At 65.2% G+C, this 22,035-nt stretch carries 18 protein-coding genes; 10 read left to right on the forward strand and 8 right to left on the reverse strand.

Going from position 1 to position 22,035, the window contains the following annotated elements:
• Positions 1–121: 121 nt before the first annotated feature.
• The 3 genes from BRSPCE3_RS32160 to BRSPCE3_RS32170 all read right to left on the reverse strand — a co-directional run bounded on the left by BRSPCE3_RS32160 (position 122) and on the right by BRSPCE3_RS32170 (position 3,535).
• Positions 122–1,549 (reverse strand): serine hydrolase, encoded by a 1,428-nt coding sequence (locus tag BRSPCE3_RS32160; RefSeq protein WP_244070551.1) that lies wholly within the window; start codon positions 1,547–1,549, stop codon positions 122–124.
• 305 nt (positions 1,550–1,854) lie between these two features.
• Positions 1,855–2,928, reverse strand: a complete 1,074-nt coding sequence (locus BRSPCE3_RS32165) for a helix-turn-helix domain-containing protein (RefSeq protein WP_244070553.1) — start codon at positions 2,926–2,928, stop codon at positions 1,855–1,857.
• A 31-nt stretch (positions 2,929–2,959) separates the two neighbouring features.
• Positions 2,960–3,535 (reverse strand): GNAT family N-acetyltransferase, encoded by a 576-nt coding sequence (locus BRSPCE3_RS32170; RefSeq protein ID WP_244070555.1) that lies wholly within the window; start codon positions 3,533–3,535, stop codon positions 2,960–2,962.
• Positions 3,536–3,771: 236 nt separating this feature from the next.
• Between BRSPCE3_RS32170 and BRSPCE3_RS32175 the strand changes: the two genes are divergently transcribed.
• The 5 genes from BRSPCE3_RS32175 (at position 3,772) to BRSPCE3_RS32195 (ending at position 9,148) form a co-directional block, all read left to right on the forward strand.
• The gene (locus BRSPCE3_RS32175) at positions 3,772–4,689 is read left to right on the forward strand and encodes a pirin family protein (RefSeq protein WP_244070556.1); all 918 of its coding nucleotides are present in this window, start codon (positions 3,772–3,774) and stop codon (positions 4,687–4,689) included.
• Between the two features lie 81 nt (positions 4,690–4,770).
• A complete protein-coding gene (locus BRSPCE3_RS32180) occupies positions 4,771–5,685 on the forward strand; it encodes a phosphoribosylaminoimidazolesuccinocarboxamide synthase (protein WP_244070558.1) in 915 nt (304 codons plus the stop codon).
• A gap of 238 nt (positions 5,686–5,923) precedes the next feature.
• A complete protein-coding gene (locus tag BRSPCE3_RS32185; RefSeq protein WP_244070560.1) occupies positions 5,924–6,718 on the forward strand; it encodes a crotonase/enoyl-CoA hydratase family protein in 795 nt (264 codons plus the stop codon).
• 240 nt (positions 6,719–6,958) lie between these two features.
• Positions 6,959–7,774, forward strand: a complete 816-nt coding sequence (locus tag BRSPCE3_RS32190) for a hypothetical protein (RefSeq protein ID WP_244070562.1) — start codon at positions 6,959–6,961, stop codon at positions 7,772–7,774.
• Positions 7,775–7,909: 135 nt separating this feature from the next.
• The gene (locus tag BRSPCE3_RS32195; RefSeq protein WP_244070564.1) at positions 7,910–9,148 is read left to right on the forward strand and encodes a hypothetical protein; all 1,239 of its coding nucleotides are present in this window, start codon (positions 7,910–7,912) and stop codon (positions 9,146–9,148) included.
• 113 nt (positions 9,149–9,261) lie between these two features.
• On the opposite strand, the gene BRSPCE3_RS32200 is transcribed toward BRSPCE3_RS32195, so the two are convergent.
• Positions 9,262–10,632: an FAD-binding oxidoreductase gene (locus tag BRSPCE3_RS32200; RefSeq protein WP_244070567.1), complete on the reverse strand. Its 1,371-nt coding sequence runs from the start codon at positions 10,630–10,632 to the stop codon at positions 9,262–9,264.
• A gap of 58 nt (positions 10,633–10,690) precedes the next feature.
• Positions 10,691–11,392 (reverse strand): GntR family transcriptional regulator, encoded by a 702-nt coding sequence (locus BRSPCE3_RS32205; RefSeq protein WP_244070568.1) that lies wholly within the window; start codon positions 11,390–11,392, stop codon positions 10,691–10,693.
• Between the two features lie 137 nt (positions 11,393–11,529).
• On the opposite strand from BRSPCE3_RS32205, the gene BRSPCE3_RS32210 reads away from it, so the two are divergent.
• Positions 11,530–12,429, forward strand: coding sequence for an amino acid ABC transporter substrate-binding protein (locus BRSPCE3_RS32210; protein ID WP_244070570.1), 900 nt, complete (start codon positions 11,530–11,532; stop codon positions 12,427–12,429).
• A 68-nt stretch (positions 12,430–12,497) separates the two neighbouring features.
• Here the strand turns inward: BRSPCE3_RS32210 and BRSPCE3_RS32215 are convergent, their stop codons facing one another.
• On the reverse strand, positions 12,498–13,994 hold the full coding sequence (locus BRSPCE3_RS32215; RefSeq protein ID WP_244070572.1) for an NAD-dependent succinate-semialdehyde dehydrogenase: 1,497 nt from the start codon (positions 13,992–13,994) through the stop codon (positions 12,498–12,500).
• A 150-nt stretch (positions 13,995–14,144) separates the two neighbouring features.
• Positions 14,145–14,468 (reverse strand): hypothetical protein, encoded by a 324-nt coding sequence (locus tag BRSPCE3_RS32220; protein ID WP_244070574.1) that lies wholly within the window; start codon positions 14,466–14,468, stop codon positions 14,145–14,147.
• A 346-nt stretch (positions 14,469–14,814) separates the two neighbouring features.
• Between BRSPCE3_RS32220 and BRSPCE3_RS32225 the strand changes: the two genes are divergently transcribed.
• Together BRSPCE3_RS32225 and BRSPCE3_RS32230 are read left to right on the forward strand one after the other, a co-directional pair.
• Complete coding sequence (locus BRSPCE3_RS32225; protein WP_244070576.1) at positions 14,815–16,008, forward strand: serine hydrolase; 1,194 nt, start codon at positions 14,815–14,817, stop codon at positions 16,006–16,008.
• A 148-nt stretch (positions 16,009–16,156) separates the two neighbouring features.
• Positions 16,157–17,869 carry an AMP-binding protein gene (locus BRSPCE3_RS32230; RefSeq protein ID WP_244070577.1) on the forward strand — a complete coding sequence of 571 codons (1,713 nt, stop codon included), beginning with the start codon at positions 16,157–16,159 and terminating at the stop codon, positions 17,867–17,869.
• A 162-nt stretch (positions 17,870–18,031) separates the two neighbouring features.
• Here BRSPCE3_RS32230 and BRSPCE3_RS32235 read toward each other — a convergent pair whose 3' ends face one another.
• Positions 18,032–19,033 (reverse strand): adenosine kinase, encoded by a 1,002-nt coding sequence (locus tag BRSPCE3_RS32235; protein ID WP_244070579.1) that lies wholly within the window; start codon positions 19,031–19,033, stop codon positions 18,032–18,034.
• A gap of 238 nt (positions 19,034–19,271) precedes the next feature.
• On the opposite strand from BRSPCE3_RS32235, the gene murJ reads away from it, so the two are divergent.
• Positions 19,272–20,810, forward strand: a complete 1,539-nt coding sequence (murJ, locus tag BRSPCE3_RS32240) for a murein biosynthesis integral membrane protein MurJ (protein WP_244070581.1) — start codon at positions 19,272–19,274, stop codon at positions 20,808–20,810.
• A 169-nt stretch (positions 20,811–20,979) separates the two neighbouring features.
• Complete coding sequence (gene trpS / locus BRSPCE3_RS32245) at positions 20,980–22,032, forward strand: tryptophan--tRNA ligase (protein ID WP_244070583.1); 1,053 nt, start codon at positions 20,980–20,982, stop codon at positions 22,030–22,032.
• Positions 22,033–22,035 lie beyond the last annotated feature (3 nt).

Here is a 22,035-nt window from a genome sequence, read left to right on the forward strand (position 1 = left end):
CCCGGCTGAGGCACGTTTCAGGAAGCTGTGGCGCGTCCCTTGCGAGATGCGCCACGGCATCAGAAAATTCCTGGAGCGGAGATTCAACTCACGATCGCGCGGGCGTTGTGTGACGTGCCGGTCAATTGCCGCCCGCGAGCCGCGCACCGGTCGAGGTCGCCGTGACGACGTCCCGAACCAGGTCGAACACTCCGTCCGCCTGGAGCGGCATGTTCGGCGAGCGGCCGAGCCGCACGATGACGAGGTGCTGCGACGGCACGATGATCACATATTGCCCGATCGTGCCCTTGGCGAAGAAGGCGTCGCGCGGCCAGCCGTGCTTGACGCGGTAGTTGGCACCAAAGCTGTCACCGAGATTGGTCCAGAAGCCCGCGCCGATGCCGACCCAGCCGTTCGGCGTCGGCGATGCGGAGTACTTCACCCAACCTTCGGGCAGGATGCGCTTGTCGCCAGCCATCCCGTCATTGAGGTAGAGCTGGCCGAGACGCGCCCAGTCGCGCGCACTCGCCATCATCGCGCCCGATCCTTCCGGCGTGCCTGCCGCGTCAAATTGCATCACAACGTTGCGCATGCCGAGCGGATCGAACAACTCGCGGCGCGCGAAGCGCATCACATCGGCGGCATGGCCGCCGGCCGCGTTGCGGATCAGATGCGAGAGGATCAGATAATTGCCGTCGTGATAATTCCATGCTTGGCCCGGCGCGGTCTCGAGCGGAATGCTCTCGGCGAAGGCGGCCATATCCGGCTCCATGAACTTCATCCGGTTGACCGGCTCGAGCACGGATGCCAGCGAGGCCTGCAGCGAGCTGCCGAGCGCAAGCCCAGCCGTGTGGCGCAAGAGCTGATCGACCGTGATGGCGTGGCGCGGATCGTTCGGGTCCTGCCAGGCCGCGATCGGCACTGGCTTGTCGACCGCGAGCTTGCCGTCGCGCACCAGGATTCCGATCAGGGCCGAGATCACCGATTTGGTGGCGGAGAAGCCGAGCAGCGGGGTGTCGGTGCCGATGCCGTCCGCGTAGCGTTCGGCGACGATGCGGCCGTCCTTCATCACGACGACCGCGCGGGTGCGGCGGAACGGCGGCTCGGCCGGCTCCGCGAAGGCGCGATCCAGCGCGGCCGCAAGCTGCGGGCTCTGCGGCGCGACGAGCGCGGGACCGGCGATCTCGGGCAGCAGCGCGGCCTCTGGCTTGGCGGGCGGCAGCGGAATTTTCGCCAACGCCTCGCCATGTTCGAGCGTGCAGCCCACCCCCTCGCGATAGACCGCGTGGCTGCGGCCGAGCCCGAACAGCGTCACGGTGACGTCCTTGCGGTCGAGATCGACCTCGGTGTCCATCGCCCAGGTGATCAGGCCGGTGCCGGGCATCGCGTCGGTGGTCTCCCTCAGGTTTCGCCTGGGGTCGAGCCCGCTGACGAAGGTCTCCGAGCAGACCACATTGGCGACAAAGCCGGTCGCAACCCTGGGCACATCGCGGGCGCGGGCGGCGGACAGCGCCAGCGCGCCGAACGCGGTGCTGGCAATGAGAATGAGAACGAGCTTTCGACGGGTCACGGGATCCTCCGGCGCAATGGGTGCGTGGCCGGGATCAGGCCGCAGCGGACGCGAGGGCGCTCGCCGGATTTGGAAATCGGGCTAGCCGAGGATTAGGGAGGGCTGGCCGATTCTGGAATTAGCTAGGGATTACAGATAGCTGCGGAGACGCCCCTTCCCTTCTCCCCTTGTGGGAGAAGGTGGCGCGGATGCAATCCGCGCCGGATGAGGGGTCTCCATCCGCGGAGACAGACCCCTCACCCGGCGCCTTCGGCGCCACCCTCTCCCACAAGGGGAGAGGGTGCAGCGGAGCCCGCGGCAGCGTCTCACGCCACACCCACCTTCAGCTTCCGATACTCCGTCGGGGTGACGCCTGTCGTCGCCTTGAAGGCGCGGTTGAAGGGGCCGAGCGACTGGAAGCCGGCATCCATCGCGATGGTGATGACCGGAACCTCGGCCTGCGTGGGATCGGCGAGCGCCGCCTTGGCTTCCTCGATCCGGTGGTTGTTGAGGAAGACATTGAAGTTACGGTAGCCGAGCCGCTGGTTGATCAGCCGCCGCAGCCGGTATTCCGGGATTTTCAGCCGGGTCGCCAGCGTGCCGATCGTGACGTTGTCGTGGCGATAGATGCGCTCATCCGCCATCAGCCGCATCAGCGCGTCGACCAGTCTCTGGTCCGCCGCCTCCTCCACCGCAGCCGGCTTCAACAGCACGACGGGCTCGGCCGGCACCGTGAACAGGTCGGCGCCGTCGACGCGCATCATCGCCCAGGTGATCGCGGCCACGATGGCGGTGAGCACGGCCGCGTTCACCAGATTGGCCCATTCCACCGTCACGCGGCTGCCGGCATAGCCGATCTGCAGCAGCGCGTTCATTCCGCCGTACAGCGCAGACGCGGCAACGATGAAGACGCGGACGCGGCGGCGGCGCTCGACCAGATCTGCCGACCACGAGCTGATGGTCTGTACCACCGCAAGCGCGATGAAGACGAGCGTGAGCGAATTGACCATGGTGATCGCGATCCGCGCGTGACCGGCGGGCGCAATCCACATGCAACTGACGAAGCTGTAGGCCACGACCGCGGCCCAGATCAGGCCGTGCCACCAGCGCAGCACAAACGCGTCGTCGAACAGCGCGCGCGTGAACAGCCAGAACACCACGATATCGCCGGTCGAGAGCGCGATCAGCGGCGCATGCCAGTCCGAGACCGGCGGCCCGGCGCCGATCGACGCGGTCACCGCATGCGCGACCGCGCCGAGCGCGAAGGCGGCCGCAAGCCGGCCCGAAAGGGCCTTGCGGAAATCAGTGAGCAGCAAGGCGGCAAGCACCAGCAGCAGCGCCACGCTGGCGCTGCGCAGGCAGAGTTCGAGTGCGGCCCAATCTGAAGCAGCCGATGTCATGGCCGAACAATCGTCGGTTGGACGTGGTTTTTCAAGATGGCCCGCGCTGCCAGCGTTGACGCGACGTCACCCAGATATCGACGACATCGCCCTCGAGCTCGCCCGGGCCCTCATTGACAGCGCCGAGCCGCAGCGCCACGGCCTGCGAGGCGCCGTTGGCCGGATCGATGCAATGGATGACGCGGTCGACGGTGAAGTTCTCGAACACAAAGTCGATCGCGGCGCGCGCCGCCTCCACCGCATAGCCCTTGCCACGACACTCCTTGGCAATGCCCCAGCCGACCTCGAAGCCCGGCCATTCCGGCGGATAATATGGACCGACGCGGCCGATGTAGCGGCCGGACGATCTCTCCTCGACCGCGAACATGCCGAAGCCGTACAGCGCCCAATGACCGGAGATGACCGCGGCATTGCGCCAGCCCTTCAGCTCGGAGGTGACGGGCTGATGATCCGGCGTGATGAAGCGCGCCGTCCCGGGATCGGACAGCATTTTCGTGTTCTCAGCGATGTCGGATGCGCGCCATGGCCGCAGGACGAGCCGCGCCGTCTCGATCACGGGCCCATCGACCTGCAGCAGCCTTGCGCCAGGCTTGATCAGAGAAACCATGACCGTCTCCAGTTTCTAAGATTGTACTGCTGCTGTCGAGAACAGGTGCAGACCAAAATAAACTCGTCGTCCCTGCGAAAGCAGGGACCCATAACCACCGATATCACTTGGTGAGTAGGGCTGGGGCCGCAGCCTTCGCAACATAGGCATCGGTGGTTATGGGTCCCGGCTCGCGCTTCGCTTGGCCGGGACGACGATTGGGGTATGATCGGAGTAAAGTACAAAGGAGTATTACCATGAGCTGGCAGCCCTCGACCGATCCCGAACTCGGCGATCCCCAGACCTGCGACGCGCTGGATCTGATCATCGTGCCGCGCACCCGCGATCTCGGCGACGGCTTTGCGGTGCGGCGCGCGCTGCCGCATGGCAAGCGGCAGATGGTCGGGCCCTTCATCTTCTTCGACCATTTCGGCCCGGTGCAATATCTTGCCGGCAAGGGCATGGACGTGCGGCCGCATCCGCATATCGGGCTCGCCACCGTCACCTATCTGTTCGACGGCAGCATCATGCACCGCGACAGCGAGGGCAACATCCAGGAGATCCAGCCCGGCGCGATGAATTTGATGACCGCGGGCCGCGGCATCTCGCATTCCGAGCGCACCCCCGACGTGCAGCGCCGCGATGGCCAGAAGATGCTCGGCCTGCAAAGCTGGATCGCGCTGCCGGCAGGCAAGGAGGAGATCGCGCCCTCGTTCCAGCATTATGGCGCCGGCGATCTGCCGATGATCTCCGAGCGCGACTTCACCGCGCGTATCATCGCGGGCTCGGCGTTCGGCATCAGCTCGCCAGTCAGCATGGTCTCGCCGTGGTTCTATACCGAGGTCACGGCGCAGGCCGGCACCAGCCTGCCGCTCGACCCCGATCATGAGGAGCGCGCGATCTACATCGTCGACGGCGAGGTCGAGATCGCGGGCGACCGCCACGAGGGGCCGCGGCTGCTGATCTTCCGGCCCGGCGACCGCATCACCGTGAAGACGCTGCGGCCGACCCGCATGATGTTTTTGGGCGGCGACGCCCTGGAAGGGCCGCGCCATATCTGGTGGAATTTCGTCTCCTCGTCGAAGGAGCGGATCGAGCAGGCCAAACAGGACTGGAAAACCGGGCGTTTCGCGCAGGTTCCGCACGAACACGAGTTCATTCCGCTGCCGGAGTGAGCTAATTCCTGTGCTATCTCTTGAGACCCCCGGCAGCCCGCACACCTCGTGCGGGCGCCTTTCTTTCGAAAGACCACGCCCATGACCGCGATGCTATCCAGCGATTTGCCCCTGCCCCGGATCGGCCGCGGCAAGGTGCGCGATATCTACGCCGTCGGCGATGACCGGGTGCTGCTGCTCACCACCGACCGCATCTCGGCGTTCGACGTGGTGATGGCGGAAACCATTCCGATGAAGGGCGCGGTGCTGACCCAGATCAGCGCCTGGTGGTTCCGGCAGCTCGAAGGCACCGTGCCGCATCACATGATCAGCGCCGATGCCGACGAGATCATCCGCGCGGTGCCGGAGTTGAAGGACCATCGCGCCGACATTCTCGGCCGCGCGATGCTGTGCAGGCGCACCACCGTGTTCCCGATCGAATGCGTGATCCGCGGCTACATTTCCGGCTCGGCCTGGAAGGAATATGCCGCCGACGGCACCCTGGCCGGCGAGAAGCTCGCGGCCGGCCTGGTCGAGAGCCAGAAGCTCGAGCCCGCGATCTTCAGCCCGGCGACCAAGGCCGAGGCCGGTCATGACGAGAACATCACGGTGGCGCGCGTACGCGAGATCGTCGGCGCGGAAACCGCAGCGACGCTGGAGAAGATGGCGCGCGATGTCTATGGCTATGGCGAGCAGACCAGCCGCGCCCGCGGCATCATCATCGCCGACACCAAGTTCGAGTTCGGCCGCGACAAAGACGGCCGCATCATCCTGATCGACGAGGTGATGACGCCGGATTCGTCGCGGTTCTGGGCGGTCGACGCCTACACGCCCGGCCAGCCGCAACCGAGCTTCGACAAGCAGCCGCTGCGCGACTATCTCGACGTCGAGCGCCACGCCGGCCGCTGGAACGGCGACGCCCCCGCCCCACCGCTGCCAGAGAGCGTGGTGGATGCCACCAGCAAGCGCTATCTCGAGGCGTATCGCCGCGTGACGGGAAGCGAGCTGAAGGTCTAGCCGGCTGCTTTGCGGGACTGCCGCCTCGCATTCGCACTATCACCGTCACCCCCGCGCAAAGGCTCCGCCTTTGTCGCTGGAGGAGCGCGCAGCGCCGCTGCGCGGCTCCACAGGATGACGGGGAAATATGGGCACGCGCCTCGCTTTGCCCATCCTGCGGAATTGCGCTTTCCGTTGCGAGATTGCATCCACTGATGCCACTCTCCGGGCACAACAAGAACAGCCCAGGGAGCGACTCATGTCCGATGCCGATACCGTGCTCGTCGAGCGCGATGGTCCCATCACCATCATCTCGATCAACCGTCCGCATAACCGCAACGCCGTCGATGGCGCCACCGCGCGCAAACTATATGACGCGTTTCTCGCCTTCGACGCCGATGCGAACGCGTCGGTCGCGGTATTCACCGGCACCGGCGGATATTTCTGCGCCGGCGCCGATTTGAAGGCGGTGGCGGCGGGCGATCCCGAGAAGAAGCGCGAGGTCGGCGGCCACAACACGATCGCGCCGATGGGGCCGAGCCGGCTGCGGCTCTCCAAGCCCGTCATCGCCGCGATCGAGGGCTTTGCGGTCGCCGGCGGCATGGAGCTTGCGCTGTGGGCCGATATGCGTGTCGTCGCCGAGGACGCGACCTTCGGCGTGTTCTGCCGCCGCTTCGGCGTGCCGCTGATTGATCTCGGCACCATCCGCCTGCCGCGGCTGATCGGCCATTCGCAGGCGATCGACCTGATCCTCACCGGACGCCCGGTCGGCGGCGCCGAGGCCCATCGCATGGGGCTCGCCAACCGCCTGGTGCCGAAGGGCGAGACCCGCGCGCACGCGGTCGCGCTCGCCAGGGACATCGCGAAATTCCCGCAGACCTGCATGCGCGCCGATCGGCTGTCGGCGCTGCGGCAATGGGACCTCGACGAGGAGGAGGCGATCAGGAACGAGATGCGCGGCGGCCTCGATGTGATCGCCTCGGGCGAAACGCTGGCGGGCGCGACGCGCTTTGCCTCGGGCATCGGCCGTCACGGCAGCTTCGGCAAGGAATAGGATCATCTGCGCCCAAACATGCGAGGCGGCCTCTCTGCACAGCAGGGGCCGCAGCGCCTGTCGTGGGCGTGACGTCGATTCAGTCGAGCGATCAGCACGTTGCGCCGCGCACGTGAGAAGTGTGACGTGCCGACCGAAGAAGAACGCGCGCTGCCATGAGAGGCTTTGCCGATTTTTAACCTGACAACGCGCTCGCCGAATTGCATCTTCAGATGACACAATCCCGGGGCGGCGACTGTCATGGAGCGGCTACTTGAGCTAAGAAGGCGGAGCGAAATATTTTCGCCAGCCTTCAATTTCAAAATGTTTCTCCGTTTCACAAAGAAAATATCTTCGCTACGGACTACGCGCGCACTATCCCAGATCAAGATCGTCGAACTGCCGCGCCTCGGCGCAATCACCGGCGATGCGATGTCCGAGCGATCGGATGTTCTCCAGGATGTTTCAGCGGCGGCGCTGAAACACCTGCAGCGATGCTTGCCGCAATCCTGGTCGAGCCTGAGCCGCACGGATCTTTTATACGTATTTGCCTCAACTGCAGCGCATAATCTCAAGCCCTATGGCAGAGGCTGTCCGTCGCAAGACTACAGCGAGCTGCTGCGCTCGCAGCATCTCGACTGCTCGAACTACGGCCTCCTGACCTACTACTTCTCGCGCCATCTTCTCAGCGAAGCCGATCGCAAGCCGCTCTCCTTTGTCGGCTGGGACGGAGGCGCCGTCGGGAATCACCAGATGCTGTTCGTGAGCGAGCGTGGCAAGACGCCGCACCTCGCAATCGATCCGACCCTCGGCATCGCCTGCATCGCGAGCTTTGACGACATCGCATCGGGGAAGCCGGTTCCGCCTGATGCGATCGCGAGCATCGGCGCGACGGAACAACTCAGCGCTTCGCGGGTTGTGTTCATCACCGCGCTGCTGGAGGGGCAATTCCGACCGTCCGATCTCCTGTACTATTTCCCGACCGTCGAGGACTATCTCACACGGTACGGCAATCCGTTCGATTGGCCGACGCCGGCCATTTCCATCCTGCGCGACCGGCATTCCGGAGATCGTTGAGGTAGCCGCTGGCCGATGCATAACGTGATTCAGACCAGATCGCGCAGCATTCTCGTTCTCTACGACCCGAATGCACTGGCGACCGAATTCGTCCGTCAGCATCTGATGGCGATCCAGCGCCATTCGAGGCATGACGTGGCCTATGCCGCCGCGACGTTCGATTGCAAGGCCGACTTCCCACTTGAATTGTTCGATGCGCTCGTCATTCATTTCTCGGTGCGCATGCCGTTCGGAACGATGTCGCCCTCGTTCGTGGAGCTCGTGTCCAACTTCAGCGGCCCCAAGGTGTTGCTGATCCAGGACGAATACGACATGCCGCGGAAGGCATGCGCCTTGATCAGGAAGCTCGGCGTCGACACGGTCTTCACGACCGTGCCAAAACCGTTCGTCGAAAAGTTCTATCCGCCCGACGAACTCCCGAACGTGACGTTCAGATCCTGCCTGACCGGCTATGTCCCCGACGAACTGCCGTTCGAGTTGGCCAGGCCGCTGGCGGAACGACGGCTCTGGCTCGCTTACCGTGGAAGAAAGCTGCCGATCTGGTACGGGCAATTGGGATTCGAAAAATCCACCATCGCGCAGCGGATGAAGGCTGAATGCGCCGCCCGCAATGTCCCCCACGACATCGAATGGGAGGAAGACAAGCGGGTCAACGGCTCCGCCTGGTTCACCTTCATGACAGATACGAGAGCGATGCTCGGGACCGAGAGCGGCGCCAATATCATGGACGCGTGGGGTGATATTCGCGGCAGTGTTGAGGCGACGGTAAGGGCGCATCCAGACCTCAGCGACGATGAGATCTACGCGCGCGTCGTGGCTCCGCACGAGAACAACGTCAGCATGGGCCAAATGAGCCCGAAATTCTTCGAAGCGCTTGCACTGAAGACCGGGCTGGTATTGTTCGAAGGTTCCTACTCCAATGTGATCAAGCCCGACGAGCACTACATTCCGCTCCGCAAGGACTACAGGAATCTGGATGACGTCCTGAAGCGGCTCGCCGACGTGCCCAGCCTGCAGAAAATGGTCGATCGTGCCTATCACGACGTCATTCTGGGAGGCGCGTATGGCTACCACCGGTTTGTCAGCGACATCGATGAGGCGATCGAGCAAGCCAGGACGCTTGGTCCGCCCCGCGAGAGACGGCCGACGTTCGCGCTGGTGCGTGTCGATGCACAACAGGACAGCTGGTCGGCGGTGACCCCGCAATTGCCTCTCACCGCGCCGATCGCGCTCCGTCCGCCACCGCCGCCACCTCGCCTTCTCACCGGCAGGGCGCGCGACCTCTGGCTTTTGGTGCCGGAAAAGGTGAGGACGCCCTTGTCGGCTCTGCTCGGCCCCTCGGCCAGGCGCATCAAAGCGCGCTATCGGCAATGACGGCCAGGTTGACTGCGCGCACGACGCGCCCCGGAAACGTCGGAGTCCGGTCATTGGCTTGCCGAAGATCGTTTCGTACCCGATAGACGCGGTGATGCGAGGCTACGGCTGAACTACAGCAATCCGCGGCTTTCGCTTGCCGCGAGCTCGTCCATCAGCGCTTGGTCCTGATAGCGCGCCAGCGAAAGGCTGCGGGCGAATGCGGGTGCCGGCGCGCCGACGACGGCGCGGGCGCAGAGATCGCCGGTGGCGCAGGCGCCCATCGTGCCGTAGCCCGACAACGCGGTCGCAAGAAACACGCCCGGCGTTTTCGCGGCGCCGATCAGCGGCCAGTTCTCCTTCGTCATCGGATAGTAGCCGCCGTAATGCACACGATCGCGCGGCAGCGCACCGAGATATTGCGCGAGGCGGGGCTGCAGCCGGCTCGCGGCGCGCAGCACCACCTCGGGAAAATAAGGGTTCAGCTCCGGCTCGCGCACCGGCTCCGTGGTCTGCTCGGCGTTGAAGGCCCAGCCGAGCTTGATCCATTCGCCGTGATCGCCGCCGTCGGGCCGGCAATGGATGCTGCCCGGCATCGGCGCCAGCAGGCGCGAAAATTCCGGCGCCGCTGACAGCGCCTCGCGCTCGTCGTCGGACCAAGCCAAGGTCTGGCCGTCGAGATCGATCGCAAACGGCATCTTGCGATCGACCGCGCGGTTGCGATCGGCGAACGCGATCTTCTGCTGCAGCACGTTGACGATCGGCAGCTGCTCGCCATGCAGCGCCGCGACATGCGCGGCGAACGGGCCGGCGGCATTGACGATGATGTCGGCCTTGATGGTTTGCCGCGCGCCATCGGCCAGCACGTCGACGGCGAAGCGATCGGTCTTCGCGATGCCGAGCACCGTCGCCCGCTGAAACTGCGCGCCCAGCGGCCGCATGGTCTCCAGCATGTACTGGCCGAGCTGCTGGCCGCTGATGTCGCCCGCCCGTCGGATATGCAGCGCGGTTGCGACCTCCTTGTCGAAGGTCGGGTAGTGCGCCTGGATCAGGTCGCGGCCGAGCAGGACGTCGACACCGTCGGGCGCACTCTGCCAGTCGGCCGAGTGCGGCGGCAGGTAGCCGCGGCTGGTGCCGTCATGCAGGCGGATCAGCTTGTCCGCCTGCGCGCCATAGCCGGCGTAAAGTTGCTGCAGCAGCTCTTCGGGCTTCGCCTCGCGCGTGATCAGCAGATAGCCGCGCCGCGTCATGTGGATGCGGTTTTCGCTGCGGCGCGCGATCTCTTCCATCAGGTCGGTGGAGTGATTGGTGAAGTCCGCCATCGTCGGATGCGGCCACCAGTTGCGATAGTTCTCGCCGGACTGTGCCGAGGTCAGCGCCATCGGCTGGCCTTCGTCGACGATCAGCAAGCGTGAGCGCCCATGCCGGGTCGCGAGGTAATAGGCCGTGGCGATGCCGACGATACCCGCACCGATCACCAAAATTTCGACGTCGTTGGTCTTCACGCGCAATCTCCCAAAGGCCCGCATGGAGCCTGCGAGGGTTCAAGCTGTCTCATGTCGATCAGGCCGGCCGCTCGGGGCCCGCATCGCGCAATGCCTGGCGCTGCGCCGAGCGCAGTGTCTTCTGCGTCTCCTCGATATGATCGCGCAGCAGGCGGACGGCCTTCTTGACCTCGCCGTCGCGGCAGAATTCGAGCAACCGGTAATGCTCGCGCTGCGGACGCTCCTTGCCGGTCGCCTGCGACACCAGCGCCCGGGTGAAGCGGCCGACGTGACCGTAATTCGCCTCGATCATGCCGAGCAGACGCGGGCGGTTGCATGCCGCGTAGAGCGTGGCGTGGAATTTCCAGTTGAACGCGCCCCATTGCGCCGGATCGGGTTCGGCATCATAGGCGCGCAGGATCTTCGTCGCCGCTTCGAGATCGATCTCGCCCATCGCAGGGATCGCCAATCGCAACGCGTGGCATTCGAGCGCGATGCGGATCTCGAGCAGCTCGATCACCTCGTCGATCGACAGGTCGGAGACGACCGCGCCGCGGTTGGGCAGGAAGGTGACAAAACCCTCGGCTTCGAGCTGGCGCAGCGCCTCTCGCACCGGGATGCGGCTGGTGCCGAACCGGGCGGCAAGCTCGTCCTGGCGCAGCTGCAATCCGGGCGCAAGCTCGCCCGAGCTGATCGCCGCCCGCAGCGCCTCGCGCACGGCGTCCGGCGCGGAGCCGTGGGGTCCGGCCGCTCGTTGGCTGGTGGCGGGTGCGGGTTCCATCCGAGATCTCTCTGGTCAATCGGGCCAATATATCCGGCCGGGCCACTATTGTATAAAATCGGATTGCTGATTATGCAATCCTGTGTATAAAATCTTTGTCTATCGTATCCAATCTTTCCGACGGCCGCGAGCACCTGATGAATAAATCACTCAAGCGATTGATCTATCTTGTCTTTCTTGCGACGGCGGCATCCGCGCCGGGACAAGCCCAATCGCCCGGCGGCACGCTGGCCAAGATCCGCGACGCCGGCGAGATCCGGCTCGGCCATCGCGACGTCTCGGTACCGTTCTCCTATCTCGACGACAACCAGAAGCCGGTCGGCTTCGCGATGGACCTCTGCGGTCGGATCGTCGACGCGGTGAAGCGCGAGCTCAAGCTGCCGGCGCTGCAGACCCGGCTGCAGCCGATCCAACTCTCTACTCAGATACCGCTGATCGAGAACGGCACCATCGACATCGTCTGCGGTCCCGCCACCAACACGCTGGAGCGGCAGAAGGTCGTCGCGTTCAGCACCACGATCTTCGTGTCGAGCATCCGCGCGGTGGTGCAGAAGGACGCGCCGATCAGGACCTTCGAGGATCTCGGCGGCAGGCCGGTCTCACTGACTTCGGGCTCGACCTCGATCGGGCTGTTGAGCGCGCGCGCCCAGGCGAAGAACTTTCAGACCAAGAACATCCTCACCCCGGATCATGCCGCCTCGTTCCTGGCGCTGACCACCGGGCGCAGCGAGGCCTTCGTGATGGACGACATCCTGCTCGCCAGCCTGATCGCCGGCAGCCCCAATCCGTCCGACTGGCGCATCATCGACGACAGCCTGCGCACCGAGCCCTACGGGCTGATCATCCGCAAGGGCGATCCGGAGTTCAAGGCGCTGGTCGACAGCACGCTGATCGCCATGATGAAGAGCAACGAATTCCAGCAGCTCTATGCCAAATGGTTCACGCGGCCGATCCCGCCGAAGAACGTCAACCTGAACTTCCCGATGACGCCGCCGCTGCAGGACGCCGTCGCCAATCCGAACGACAAGGGCGTGTAATCAAGTAAAAAGCCCGGCTCTGATTTGATCAGAACCGGGCTCCGGGACTAGGCGATACTCTGCGGCGATCAGACGCCGGCCATCATCACATATTTGATCTCGACGTATTCATCCATGCCGTGGCGCGAGCCTTCGCGGCCGAGGCCCGATTCCTTGACGCCGCCGAACGGTGCGACCTCGGTCGTGATCAGGCCGGAGTTGACGCCGACCATGCCCGACTCCAACGCCTCGGCAACGCGCCAGACGCGGCCGATGTCACGCGAATAGAAGTAGGAGGCGAGGCCGAACGGCGAGGCGTTGCACATCGCGATCACGTCGGCCTCGTCCTTGAAGCGGATCACCGGCGCGAGCGGGCCGAAGGTTTCCTCCTGCGCCACCAGCGCGTCGGGCCGCACATCCGACAGCACGGTCGGCTCGAAGAAGCTGCGGCCGAGCGCCGAGCGCTTGCCGCCGGTCACGACCTTGGCGCCGCCCTTCACGGCGTCGGCGATGTGCCGCTCGACCTTCTCCACCGCCTTCAAGTTGATCAGCGGGCCCTGGGTCACGCCTTGCTCGGTACCGTCGCCGATCTTCATCTCGGCGACCTTCTTCGACAGCTTCTGCACGAACTGGTCGTAGATCTTGTCCTGCGCGTAGAGACGGTTGGCGCAGACGCAGGTCTGGCCCATGTTGCGGTACTTGGAGACGATCGCGCCTTCGACCGCAGCGTCGATATCGGCATCGTCGAACACCACGAAGGGCGCATTGCCGCCGAGCTCGAGGCCGAGCTTCTTCACGCCGACCGAGGCTTGCCGGTACAGGATCTTGCCGACATTGGTCGAACCGGTGAAGCCGACGAAGCGCACCGCCGGATGTTCGCACAGCACCTTGCCGATCGGCGGCGCGTCACCGGTGATGATGTTGAGCACGCCCTTCGGCACGCCGGCCTTTTCGGCCAGCACCGCCAGCGCGAGCGCGGACAGCGGCGTCTCGTTGGCGGGCTTCAGCACCACGGTGCAGCCGGCGGCCAGCGCCGGCGACACTTTGCGCGTGATCATCGAATTCGGGAAATTCCACGGCGTGATGGCGCCGCAGACGCCGATCGGCTGCCGGATCGCGAGCAGGCGCGCATCCGGACGCTGGGTCGGAATCGTCTCGCCATAGACCCGGCGCGCTTCTTCGGCAAAGAACTCGACATAGGCGGCGCCGATATCGACTTCGCCGAGCGCTTCCGCCAGCGGCTTGCCCTGCTCGGAGGTCAGGATCAGCGCGAGGTCCTCGCGATTGGCGATGATCAGGTCGAACCATTTGCGCAAAATGTTGGAGCGCTGCTTGGCGGTCAGCTTGGCCCAGGCCGGAAACGCGCGCTGGGCGGCCTCGACGGCTTTGGTGGCGTCGTCGGCGCCGAGCTGCGGGATCTTGATCAGCTCGACGCCGGTCGCCGGATTGTTGACGGCAAATTCGGGGGTGCCGACCCAGGCGCCATCGATGTAGCAGCGGTCGCGCAGCAGCGACGGATCCTTCAGGCGGCTTTGCAGGGAGGATGCTGCGGATGGCGTGGCGCGTGCGGCAACGGGCGGGGTCATGGCGTTACTCCTGGGATTTCTTTGGGAGATGTTCGCCGCCTATATAAGCGGAAAGCCGGCGCGATGCACCGGCGGCCGGCGCGACCCTGCTTCAAGCAATATTGAGGGCTGGCGCACGAACTTTCCTGATGCGCCGGCGCAGGTCGGCGCTCAGATCGCCCCGCCGGACATGTAGGTTTCACGACGGCCGATCATCCGCTCGGCCGCAGCCTTGGCATCCGCCTTGGTCGAGGTCGCGCACGTCCGGTATTCGAGGTCGGCCTGCGCCCGCGCATCGCGGCGGCCGAACCAGGACTTGGCGCCGGTCTGCAGCAGCGCCAGCGCCTGCGCGACATTCTCGACTGCCTCGAACGAGTGCAGCGCACCGGTACCTGCGTAGCGAACTTCGTAGAGACCAGGGCTGATCGGCGCCTCGATATTCTCGCCGCGGCCCGGCCGCGGATAGCGCTTCCATTCACTCCATGTCGAAATCATTGCTGCGTCCCCGCGAGGCGCGAAATGACGAATCTTTTCGTCAAATCCATCCCAATTCGCCGCACCGTTTATGCAGCGATCTGAATGCGTTAATGCAAATAATCAGGTGCGAAAATCATTCCTTGATCACGTTACCGTGGCTGCCCTCCGAGGTCACCGGGGCCGGTGCGGAGTCCACCGCAAAATCTGCGCGCGTGGTGAACACCTGTTGAGCGCGGTCGTTCCTACCGGCCCCGCCTTCACGACATCGCGACACCATCGCGTCGCGCCCGCCTTGCGGGAGCGGAAAAGCGGGAGGATGATCCGCCCACTTCAAAACAATAAACCCCACCGGAGGACGCCCCCAATGCAGAGCAAGGCTCAGATCGATCAGGTATTGCGGCAGAAGAGCGAGGCAAAGGAGATTCCCGGCGTGGTCGCCGTCGCGGCCACCGGCAAGGACGTGATCTACGAAGGCGCGTTCGGCAAGCGCGACCTCTCGAAGAGCGATCCGATGACGGCCGACAGCGTGTTCTGGATCGCCTCGATGACCAAGGCGGTAACGTCGGCGGGCGCGATGCAGCTTGTCGAGCAGGGCAAGCTGTCGCTCGATGAGCCGATCGGCAAGCTGCTGCCGGATCTTGCCGCGGTGCAGGTGCTCGACGGCTTCGACGCCAAGGGCGAGCCGCAGCTGCGGCCGGCGAAGAAGCCGATCACGCTGCGCCAGCTGATGACCCACACCGCCGGCTTCGCCTACGACATGTGGGACGCCAATCTCGGCAAATATCTGGAGAAGACCGGCACCCCCGGCATCATCACTTGCCTGAACGCCGCGCTGAAGACGCCGATCATGACCGATCCCGGCACCCGCTGGGAATACGGCACCAATATCGATTTCGTCGGCAAGGCGGTGGAGGCGGCGAGCGGCAAGAAGCTCGATGCCTATCTGCGCGACAACATGTTCGCGCCGCTCGGCATGAACGACACCGCCTTCAAGATCTCGGACAATATGCGCAAGCGGCTGGTCGGCATGCATGCCCGCGGCGAGGACGGCACGCTGGCCGCGATCCCGTTCGAGCTCGAGCAGAACCCTGAATTCCACATGGGTGGCGGCGGCCTGTATTCGACCGCGGCCGACTACCTCAAGTTCTGCCAGATGATCCTCAACAAGGGCAAAGGCAACGGCAACCAGGTGCTGAAGGCCGAGACCGTTGCCACGATGGGGCAGAACCACATCGGCGAGCTCACCGTCGACAAGATGACCACCGCGGCGCCGATGTACACCAACGACGTCGATCTCTGGCCGGACATCGTCAAGAAGTGGGGCCTCAGCTTCCTGATCAACACCGCCAAGACGCCGGAAGGCCGCAGCGCCGGCAGCCTCGCCTGGGCCGGCCTTGCCAACACCTATTACTGGATCGACCCGTCGCGCGACGTCTGCGGCGTGATCCTGACCCAGCTGCTGCCGTTCGCCGACAAGCACAGCCTGGAAGCCTTCGCAGGCTTCGAGAAGGGCATCTATGCCGGCCTCGACGCCGGCAGCGGACAGCGCGCGGCCTGAGGTTCCGATCATGCACCGAGAAATCCCTCCCCTCGCGGGGAGGGATTTTTCATGCCGGCCATAGGTCGGGCCTGTCCCGTCGGCGCCAAACGACTAAGATCGCGCAAAAAAGCGCCGCGACACGAGCACGACCAGGAGGAGGACGATCTTGGCAGCCACACCCAAGGGAGATAGCAAGGCAGACAGCTATGTCTGCGGAGTTTCCGATACGCCGCTGCTCGGTGAAACCATCGGCCGCAGCCTCGACCGCGCACGTGCGCGCTGGGGCGAGCGCGAGGCGCTGGTCTCGCCGAGCCACAATGTGCGCTGGACCTGGAACGAATTCGCCGAGCGGGTCGAGGCGTTGGCCGCCGGCTTCCTCGCGCTCGGCCTGCAACGCGGCGAGCGGATCGGGATCTGGTCGCTGAACCGGCCGGAATGGACGCTGACGCAATTCGCCGTCGCCAAGGCGGGACTGATCCTCGTCACCATCAACCCGGCCTATCGGCTGAGCGAGCTCGAATTCGCGCTCCGCAAGGTCGGCTGCGCCGCAATCGTCACCGCGACCGCGTTCAAGACCTCGGCCTATATGGAGATGATCAACACGCTGCTGCCGGAGCTGGCGAGCTCGGAGCCCGGCCAATTGCGATCAGCGCGGCTGCCGCAACTGCGCGCCGTGATCCAGATCGGCGGACCTGCGGCACCGGGGACCATTGCGTTCGATCAGGTCGCGCAGATGGGCGGCGAGCGCCACCGCGAGCAGCTTGCGACGCTCGGCGACAGCCTGCAGTTCGACGATCCCGTCAATATCCAATTCACCAGCGGCACCACCGGCTCGCCCAAGGGCGTGACGCTGACCCACCACAACATCCTCAACAACGGCTACTTCACCGGCCGCGCCATGCGCCTGACCGAGCAGGACCGTATCTGCATTCCGGTGCCGCTCTATCACTGCTTCGGCATGGTGATGGGCAACCTTGCCTCGGTCACGCTCGGCACCACCATGGTCTATCCCGGCGAAGGTTTCGAACCGCTGGCGACGCTGACCACGGTCGCGCAGGAGAAATGCACGACGCTGTACGGCGTGCCGACCATGTTCATCGCCGAGCTCGATCATCCGGAGTTTTCCCGCTTCGACCTGTCGTCGCTGCGCACCGGCATCATGGCCGGCGCGCCCTGCCCGATCGAGGTGATGAAGCGCGTCAACACCGAGATGAACATGCGCGAGGTGACGATCGCCTACGGCATGACCGAAACCAGCCCGGTGAGCTTCCAGAGCGCGACCGACGATCCGCTGGAGCGACGCGTCTCCACTGTCGGCCGCATCCATCCGCATGTCGAGGTCAAGGTCGTCGATCTCGACGGCAAGATAGTGCCGCGCGGCGAACGCGGCGAGCTGTGCACCCGCGGCTACAGCGTGATGTCAGGCTATTGGGACGAGAAGGAAAAGACCGGCGAGGTGCTCGACGCCAATGGCTGGATGCACACCGGCGACCTCGCCGTGATCGACGACGAGGGCTATTGCAACATCGTCGGCCGCATCAAGGATTTGGTGATCCGCGGCGGCGAGAATCTGTATCCGCGCGAGATCGAGGAATTCCTCTACCGTCATCCGAAGATCCAGGATGTGCAGATCTTCGGCGTCGCCGACCAGCGCTATGGCGAGGAGCTGTGCGCCTGGGTTCGCGTGCGCCCCGGTGAAACGCTCACCGCTGACGAGGTGCGCGCCTTCTGCCAGGGCCAGATCGCCCACAACAAGATCCCGCGCTATGTCGAGTTCGTCGAGGAATTCCCGATGACGGTGACCGGCAAGATCCAGAAATTCGTGATGCGCGACGCGGTGGAGCAGCGGCTCGGGCTGAAGGCGGCGAAGACGGCGTGATCTTTCTTCCCCCTCGCCCCGTTCTTACGGGGAGAGGGTCGGGGTGAGGGGCTATCTCCACGAATGCGATAGAGATGAGTGTGCGGAGACTCCCCCTCACCCGGAACGCATCTCACGATGCGTTCCGACCTCTCCCCGCAAGCGGGGCGAGGTAAGAGGCGCCTAAACCAGCAGCCCCTGCTGCTTCGCCAGATCCTTCAGCGACACCAGCGGCCGGGCGCCGATGTGCTGGATCACCTCGGCGGCGGCGAGCGCGCCGAGACGGCCGGCATTCTCATGGCCGACATTGCGGACGAGGCCGACCAGGAAGCCGGCGGCGAACAGATCGCCGGCGCCTGTGGTGTCGACGAGCTTGTCGATCGGCGAAGCGGGTGCCGATACGACGCTCTCTCCTGAGATCACGACGCAACCCTTCTCGCTGCGGGTGACGACGCCGAGCCTGGTGTCCTTGCCGAACTGCTTCAGCGCGGTGTCGAAATCCGAGGTCTGGTACAGCGAGTGCAGCTCGGACTCGTTGGCGAACACGAGATCGACCGTGCCCTTGCGCATCAACGCAAGGAATTCGTCGCGGTAGCGATCGACGCAGAACGAATCCGACAGCGTCAGCGCGACCCGGCGGCCGGCGCCATGCGCGATATCGGCCGCCTTCACGAACGCGTCCTTGGCGTTCTTCGGATCCCAGAGATAGCCCTCGAGATAGATGATGCTGGCGGCCGCGATCTGCGCCGGATCGATGTCGTCGGGCGTCAGGTCCTGCGCGGCGCCGAGATAGGTGTTCATGGTACGCTCGCCGTCCGGCGTCACCAGGATGTAGGAGCAGCCGGTGGCCGGGCCAGTCTTGGCCGGCGCGGTATCGAACGCCACGCCGGCGGCGCGGATGTCGTGGACGTAGAGCTTGCCGATCTGGTCGTCCTTGACCTTGCCGACATAGGCGGCGCGGGCGCCGAGACTGCCGACGCCGACGATGGTGTTCGCGGCCGAGCCGCCCGATATCTCGGTTGCGACGCCCATGTCGCTGTAGATCGCGGTGGCGCGCGCCTCATCGATCAGCTGCATCGAGCCCTTGGTCATGCCGTGACGGGCAAGGAATGCCTCGTCGGTCTGCACCAGCACGTCGAAGATCGCGTTGCCGATCCCGAGAACGTCATATTTTGCGTCAGCCATAGACCTGCCCTGTGTTAACGCCACCCAACAAGAGCCGCGACCTATCACGTTAGGCCTCGGGGCAGCAAGGGAAGCCGCTGCTGCTTGTTCCGTCATCTCGCCTGTTAACCCGTCGTCCTGAAGAGCGCGTAGCGCGTCTCGAAGGATGCACGGCCCGGCTGGTGGCCGTCGACCCTTCGAGACGCGCGTGCCGCGCTGCTCTGCTGGCAGCAGGGCTCGTGGCTGCTATACAAGCCCCATGTTCCGCTCCTTCCTCACGGTCTCCACGGGAACGCTGGCCTCGCGACTGCTCGGATTCGTGCGCGATTCCGTGATCGCGGCGCTGCTCGGCGCGGGACCGGTGGCGGATGCCTTCCTGGCGGCATTTCAGCTTGTGAACGTGGTGCGGCGGCTGTTGTCCGAGGGCGGATTGAATGCCGCTTTGGTGCCGGCATGGCTCAAGGTTCGCGATAGCGAGGGTGAAGCGGCGGCGCGAGCGTTTGCCGGCCGCGTGCTCGGCACGGTCAGTGCCGCCGTGATCGCCGCCGCGCTGGTGATCGGCGCGCTGATGCCGCTGGTGATCGCGGCGATCGCGCCAGGCTTCGTCGGCCGCGACACGCTGCAATTCGCCGTCGACAATGCGCGGCTGATGCTGCCCTATCTCGCCTTCGCCGGCCCCGTCACCGTGATGATGGCGCTGCTCAACGCGCAGGGGCGCTTCGCGCTGACGGCGTTCTCGCCGCTGCTGTTCAACATCGCGCTGATATCGGTGATGGCCGTGCTGCTGGTCCGTCGGCAGGATCCGGTGCAGGCCGCGCTGGTGATGGCGGCCACGATCGGCGTCGCCGGCTTCCTGCAGCTGTCGATGCTGGCGCTGCGCGGCGCAAAACTCGCCGCGCCGCTCCGCGTCTCCTTCGACCCTGAGATGCGCGGCTTTCTCGGCCGCGCGGTTCCCGGCATGGTCGCGAGCAGCGCGCCGCAATGGCTCATGGTGGCAGGCGCGGTGATCGCATCGACCTCGCCGTCGGCGGTGTCCTGGCTCTATTTCGCTAACCGCCTGCTCGAGCTGCCGCTCGGCATCGTCGGCGTCGCGATGGGCACGGTGCTGATTCCGGAGATGACGCGCGCGGTGCGCAGCGGCGAGCCGGCCGCGATCGCGCATGCGGAATCGCGCGGCCTCGAGCTCGCGGTCGGACTCGCCTTGCCCGCAACGCTCGGGCTGATGGTGCTGAGCGGACCGATCGTGCGGATGCTGTTCGAGCATGGTGCATTCACCGCGGAGGATGCCGTGGCGACCGCGCAGGCCCTGATCTGGCTGACGCTGGCTCTGCCGGCGCATGTGCTGGTGAAGGCGCTGTCGCCGGCGTTCTTCGCCCGCGAGGACACGCTGACGCCATTACTCGCGACGCTGAAGGCCATCGTGGTGGCGATCGCGGCGGCCTTCCTGCTCGGCCATCTGTTCGGCGCGAGCGGAATTGCCGCAGGCATTGCGCTCGGCGCCTGGAGCAATGCGCTGGCGCTGATCCGCAAGGGTGCCACGACCTTCGGTTTTTCGATCGACGCCGCGGCGCGCCGCCGGCTGCCGCGTATCCTCGCCGCCGCGCTCGCGATGGGCGCGCTGCTCTGGCTCGCGGAGGGCGTCCTGCCGGCGGCGGGCAGCCACGGTTTCGTGCAGGCGGTGGCCCTTCTCGTACTGATCGCGGCCGGCATCGCGGGTTATGGGCTACTTTTGCAGGCTTTCGGCGTCACCGGGTGGCGCGACGCGGTTAACGCCGTGAGGCAAAGACACCCCGCCTGACTTGCGCGCGCGGGGCTTAAGTGGCAAACGAGCGCGCCAGAGCCCTTTCCGTTCCGATGGAATCGGAACGGGGCTCCGGACTCTAGTTTTGACGTGTTTTCTTCACGCGAACCGGTGTCCACTTCGCTCGAAAACGCTTCTGAAAGCGGCCATTTCCGGGAATTAGACCATGGCGTTCGTTGAACGGGTTTTCTCAGGCGTCCAGCCGACGGGCAATCTGCACCTCGGCAATTACCTCGGCGCTATCGTCAACTTCGTGAAGATGCAGCAGACCCACAACTGCATCTATTGCGTCGTCGACATGCATGCGATCACGCAAGGCGTCGACGTCTGGGGCGGCCCGGCCGAGCTCGCGCGCAACACCCGCGAGGTCACCGCGGCCTTCATCGCCGCCGGCATCGATCCGAACAAGCATATCGTGTTCAACCAGAGCCAGGTTGCCGGCCATGCCGAGCTGACCTGGATCTTCAACTGCGTGGCCCGTGTCGGCTGGCTCAGCCGGATGACCCAGTTCAAGGAGAAGGCGGGCAAGGACCGCGAGAACGCGTCGGTCGGCCTCTACGACTATCCGGTGCTGATGGCGGCCGACATTCTTCTCTATCGCGCGACCCATGTGCCGGTCGGCGAGGACCAGAAGCAGCATCTCGAGCTGTCCCGCGACATCGCGCAGAAGTTCAACAACGACTTCGGCGATTCGATCCGCGGCCACGGCTTCAACGAAGGCCTCTACTTTCCGCAGCCGGAGCCGTTCATCACGGGCCCCGCGACGCGGGTGATGAGCCTGCGCGACGGCACCAAGAAGATGTCGAAGTCGGATGCGTCGGACAATTCGCGCATCAACCTCACCGACGACGCCGAGACCATCGCGCAGAAGATCCGCAAGGCGAAGACCGATCCGGAACCGCTGCCGTCGGAGGAAAAGGGCCTGGAGACCCGTCCCGAGGCCGACAATCTGGTCGGCATCTACGCGGCGCTCGCCGACATCTCCAAGCAGGAGGTGCTCAACCAGTTCGGCGGCGGGCAGTTCTCCAGCTTCAAGAACGCGCTGGTCGAGCTTTGCGTCGCGAAACTGGCACCGATCGCCGGCGAGATGAAGCGGCTGGTCGCCGATCCCGGCCATGTCGATGCGATCCTGGCCGACGGCGCCAACCGCGCACGGATCATCGCCGACGAGACCATGCGGATGACCAAGGACATCGTGGGCTTCATCCGCCCGCGCTAGGGA

The organism is Bradyrhizobium sp. Ce-3 (assembly GCF_022835695.1).
GTDB lineage: Bacteria > Pseudomonadota > Alphaproteobacteria > Rhizobiales > Xanthobacteraceae > Bradyrhizobium.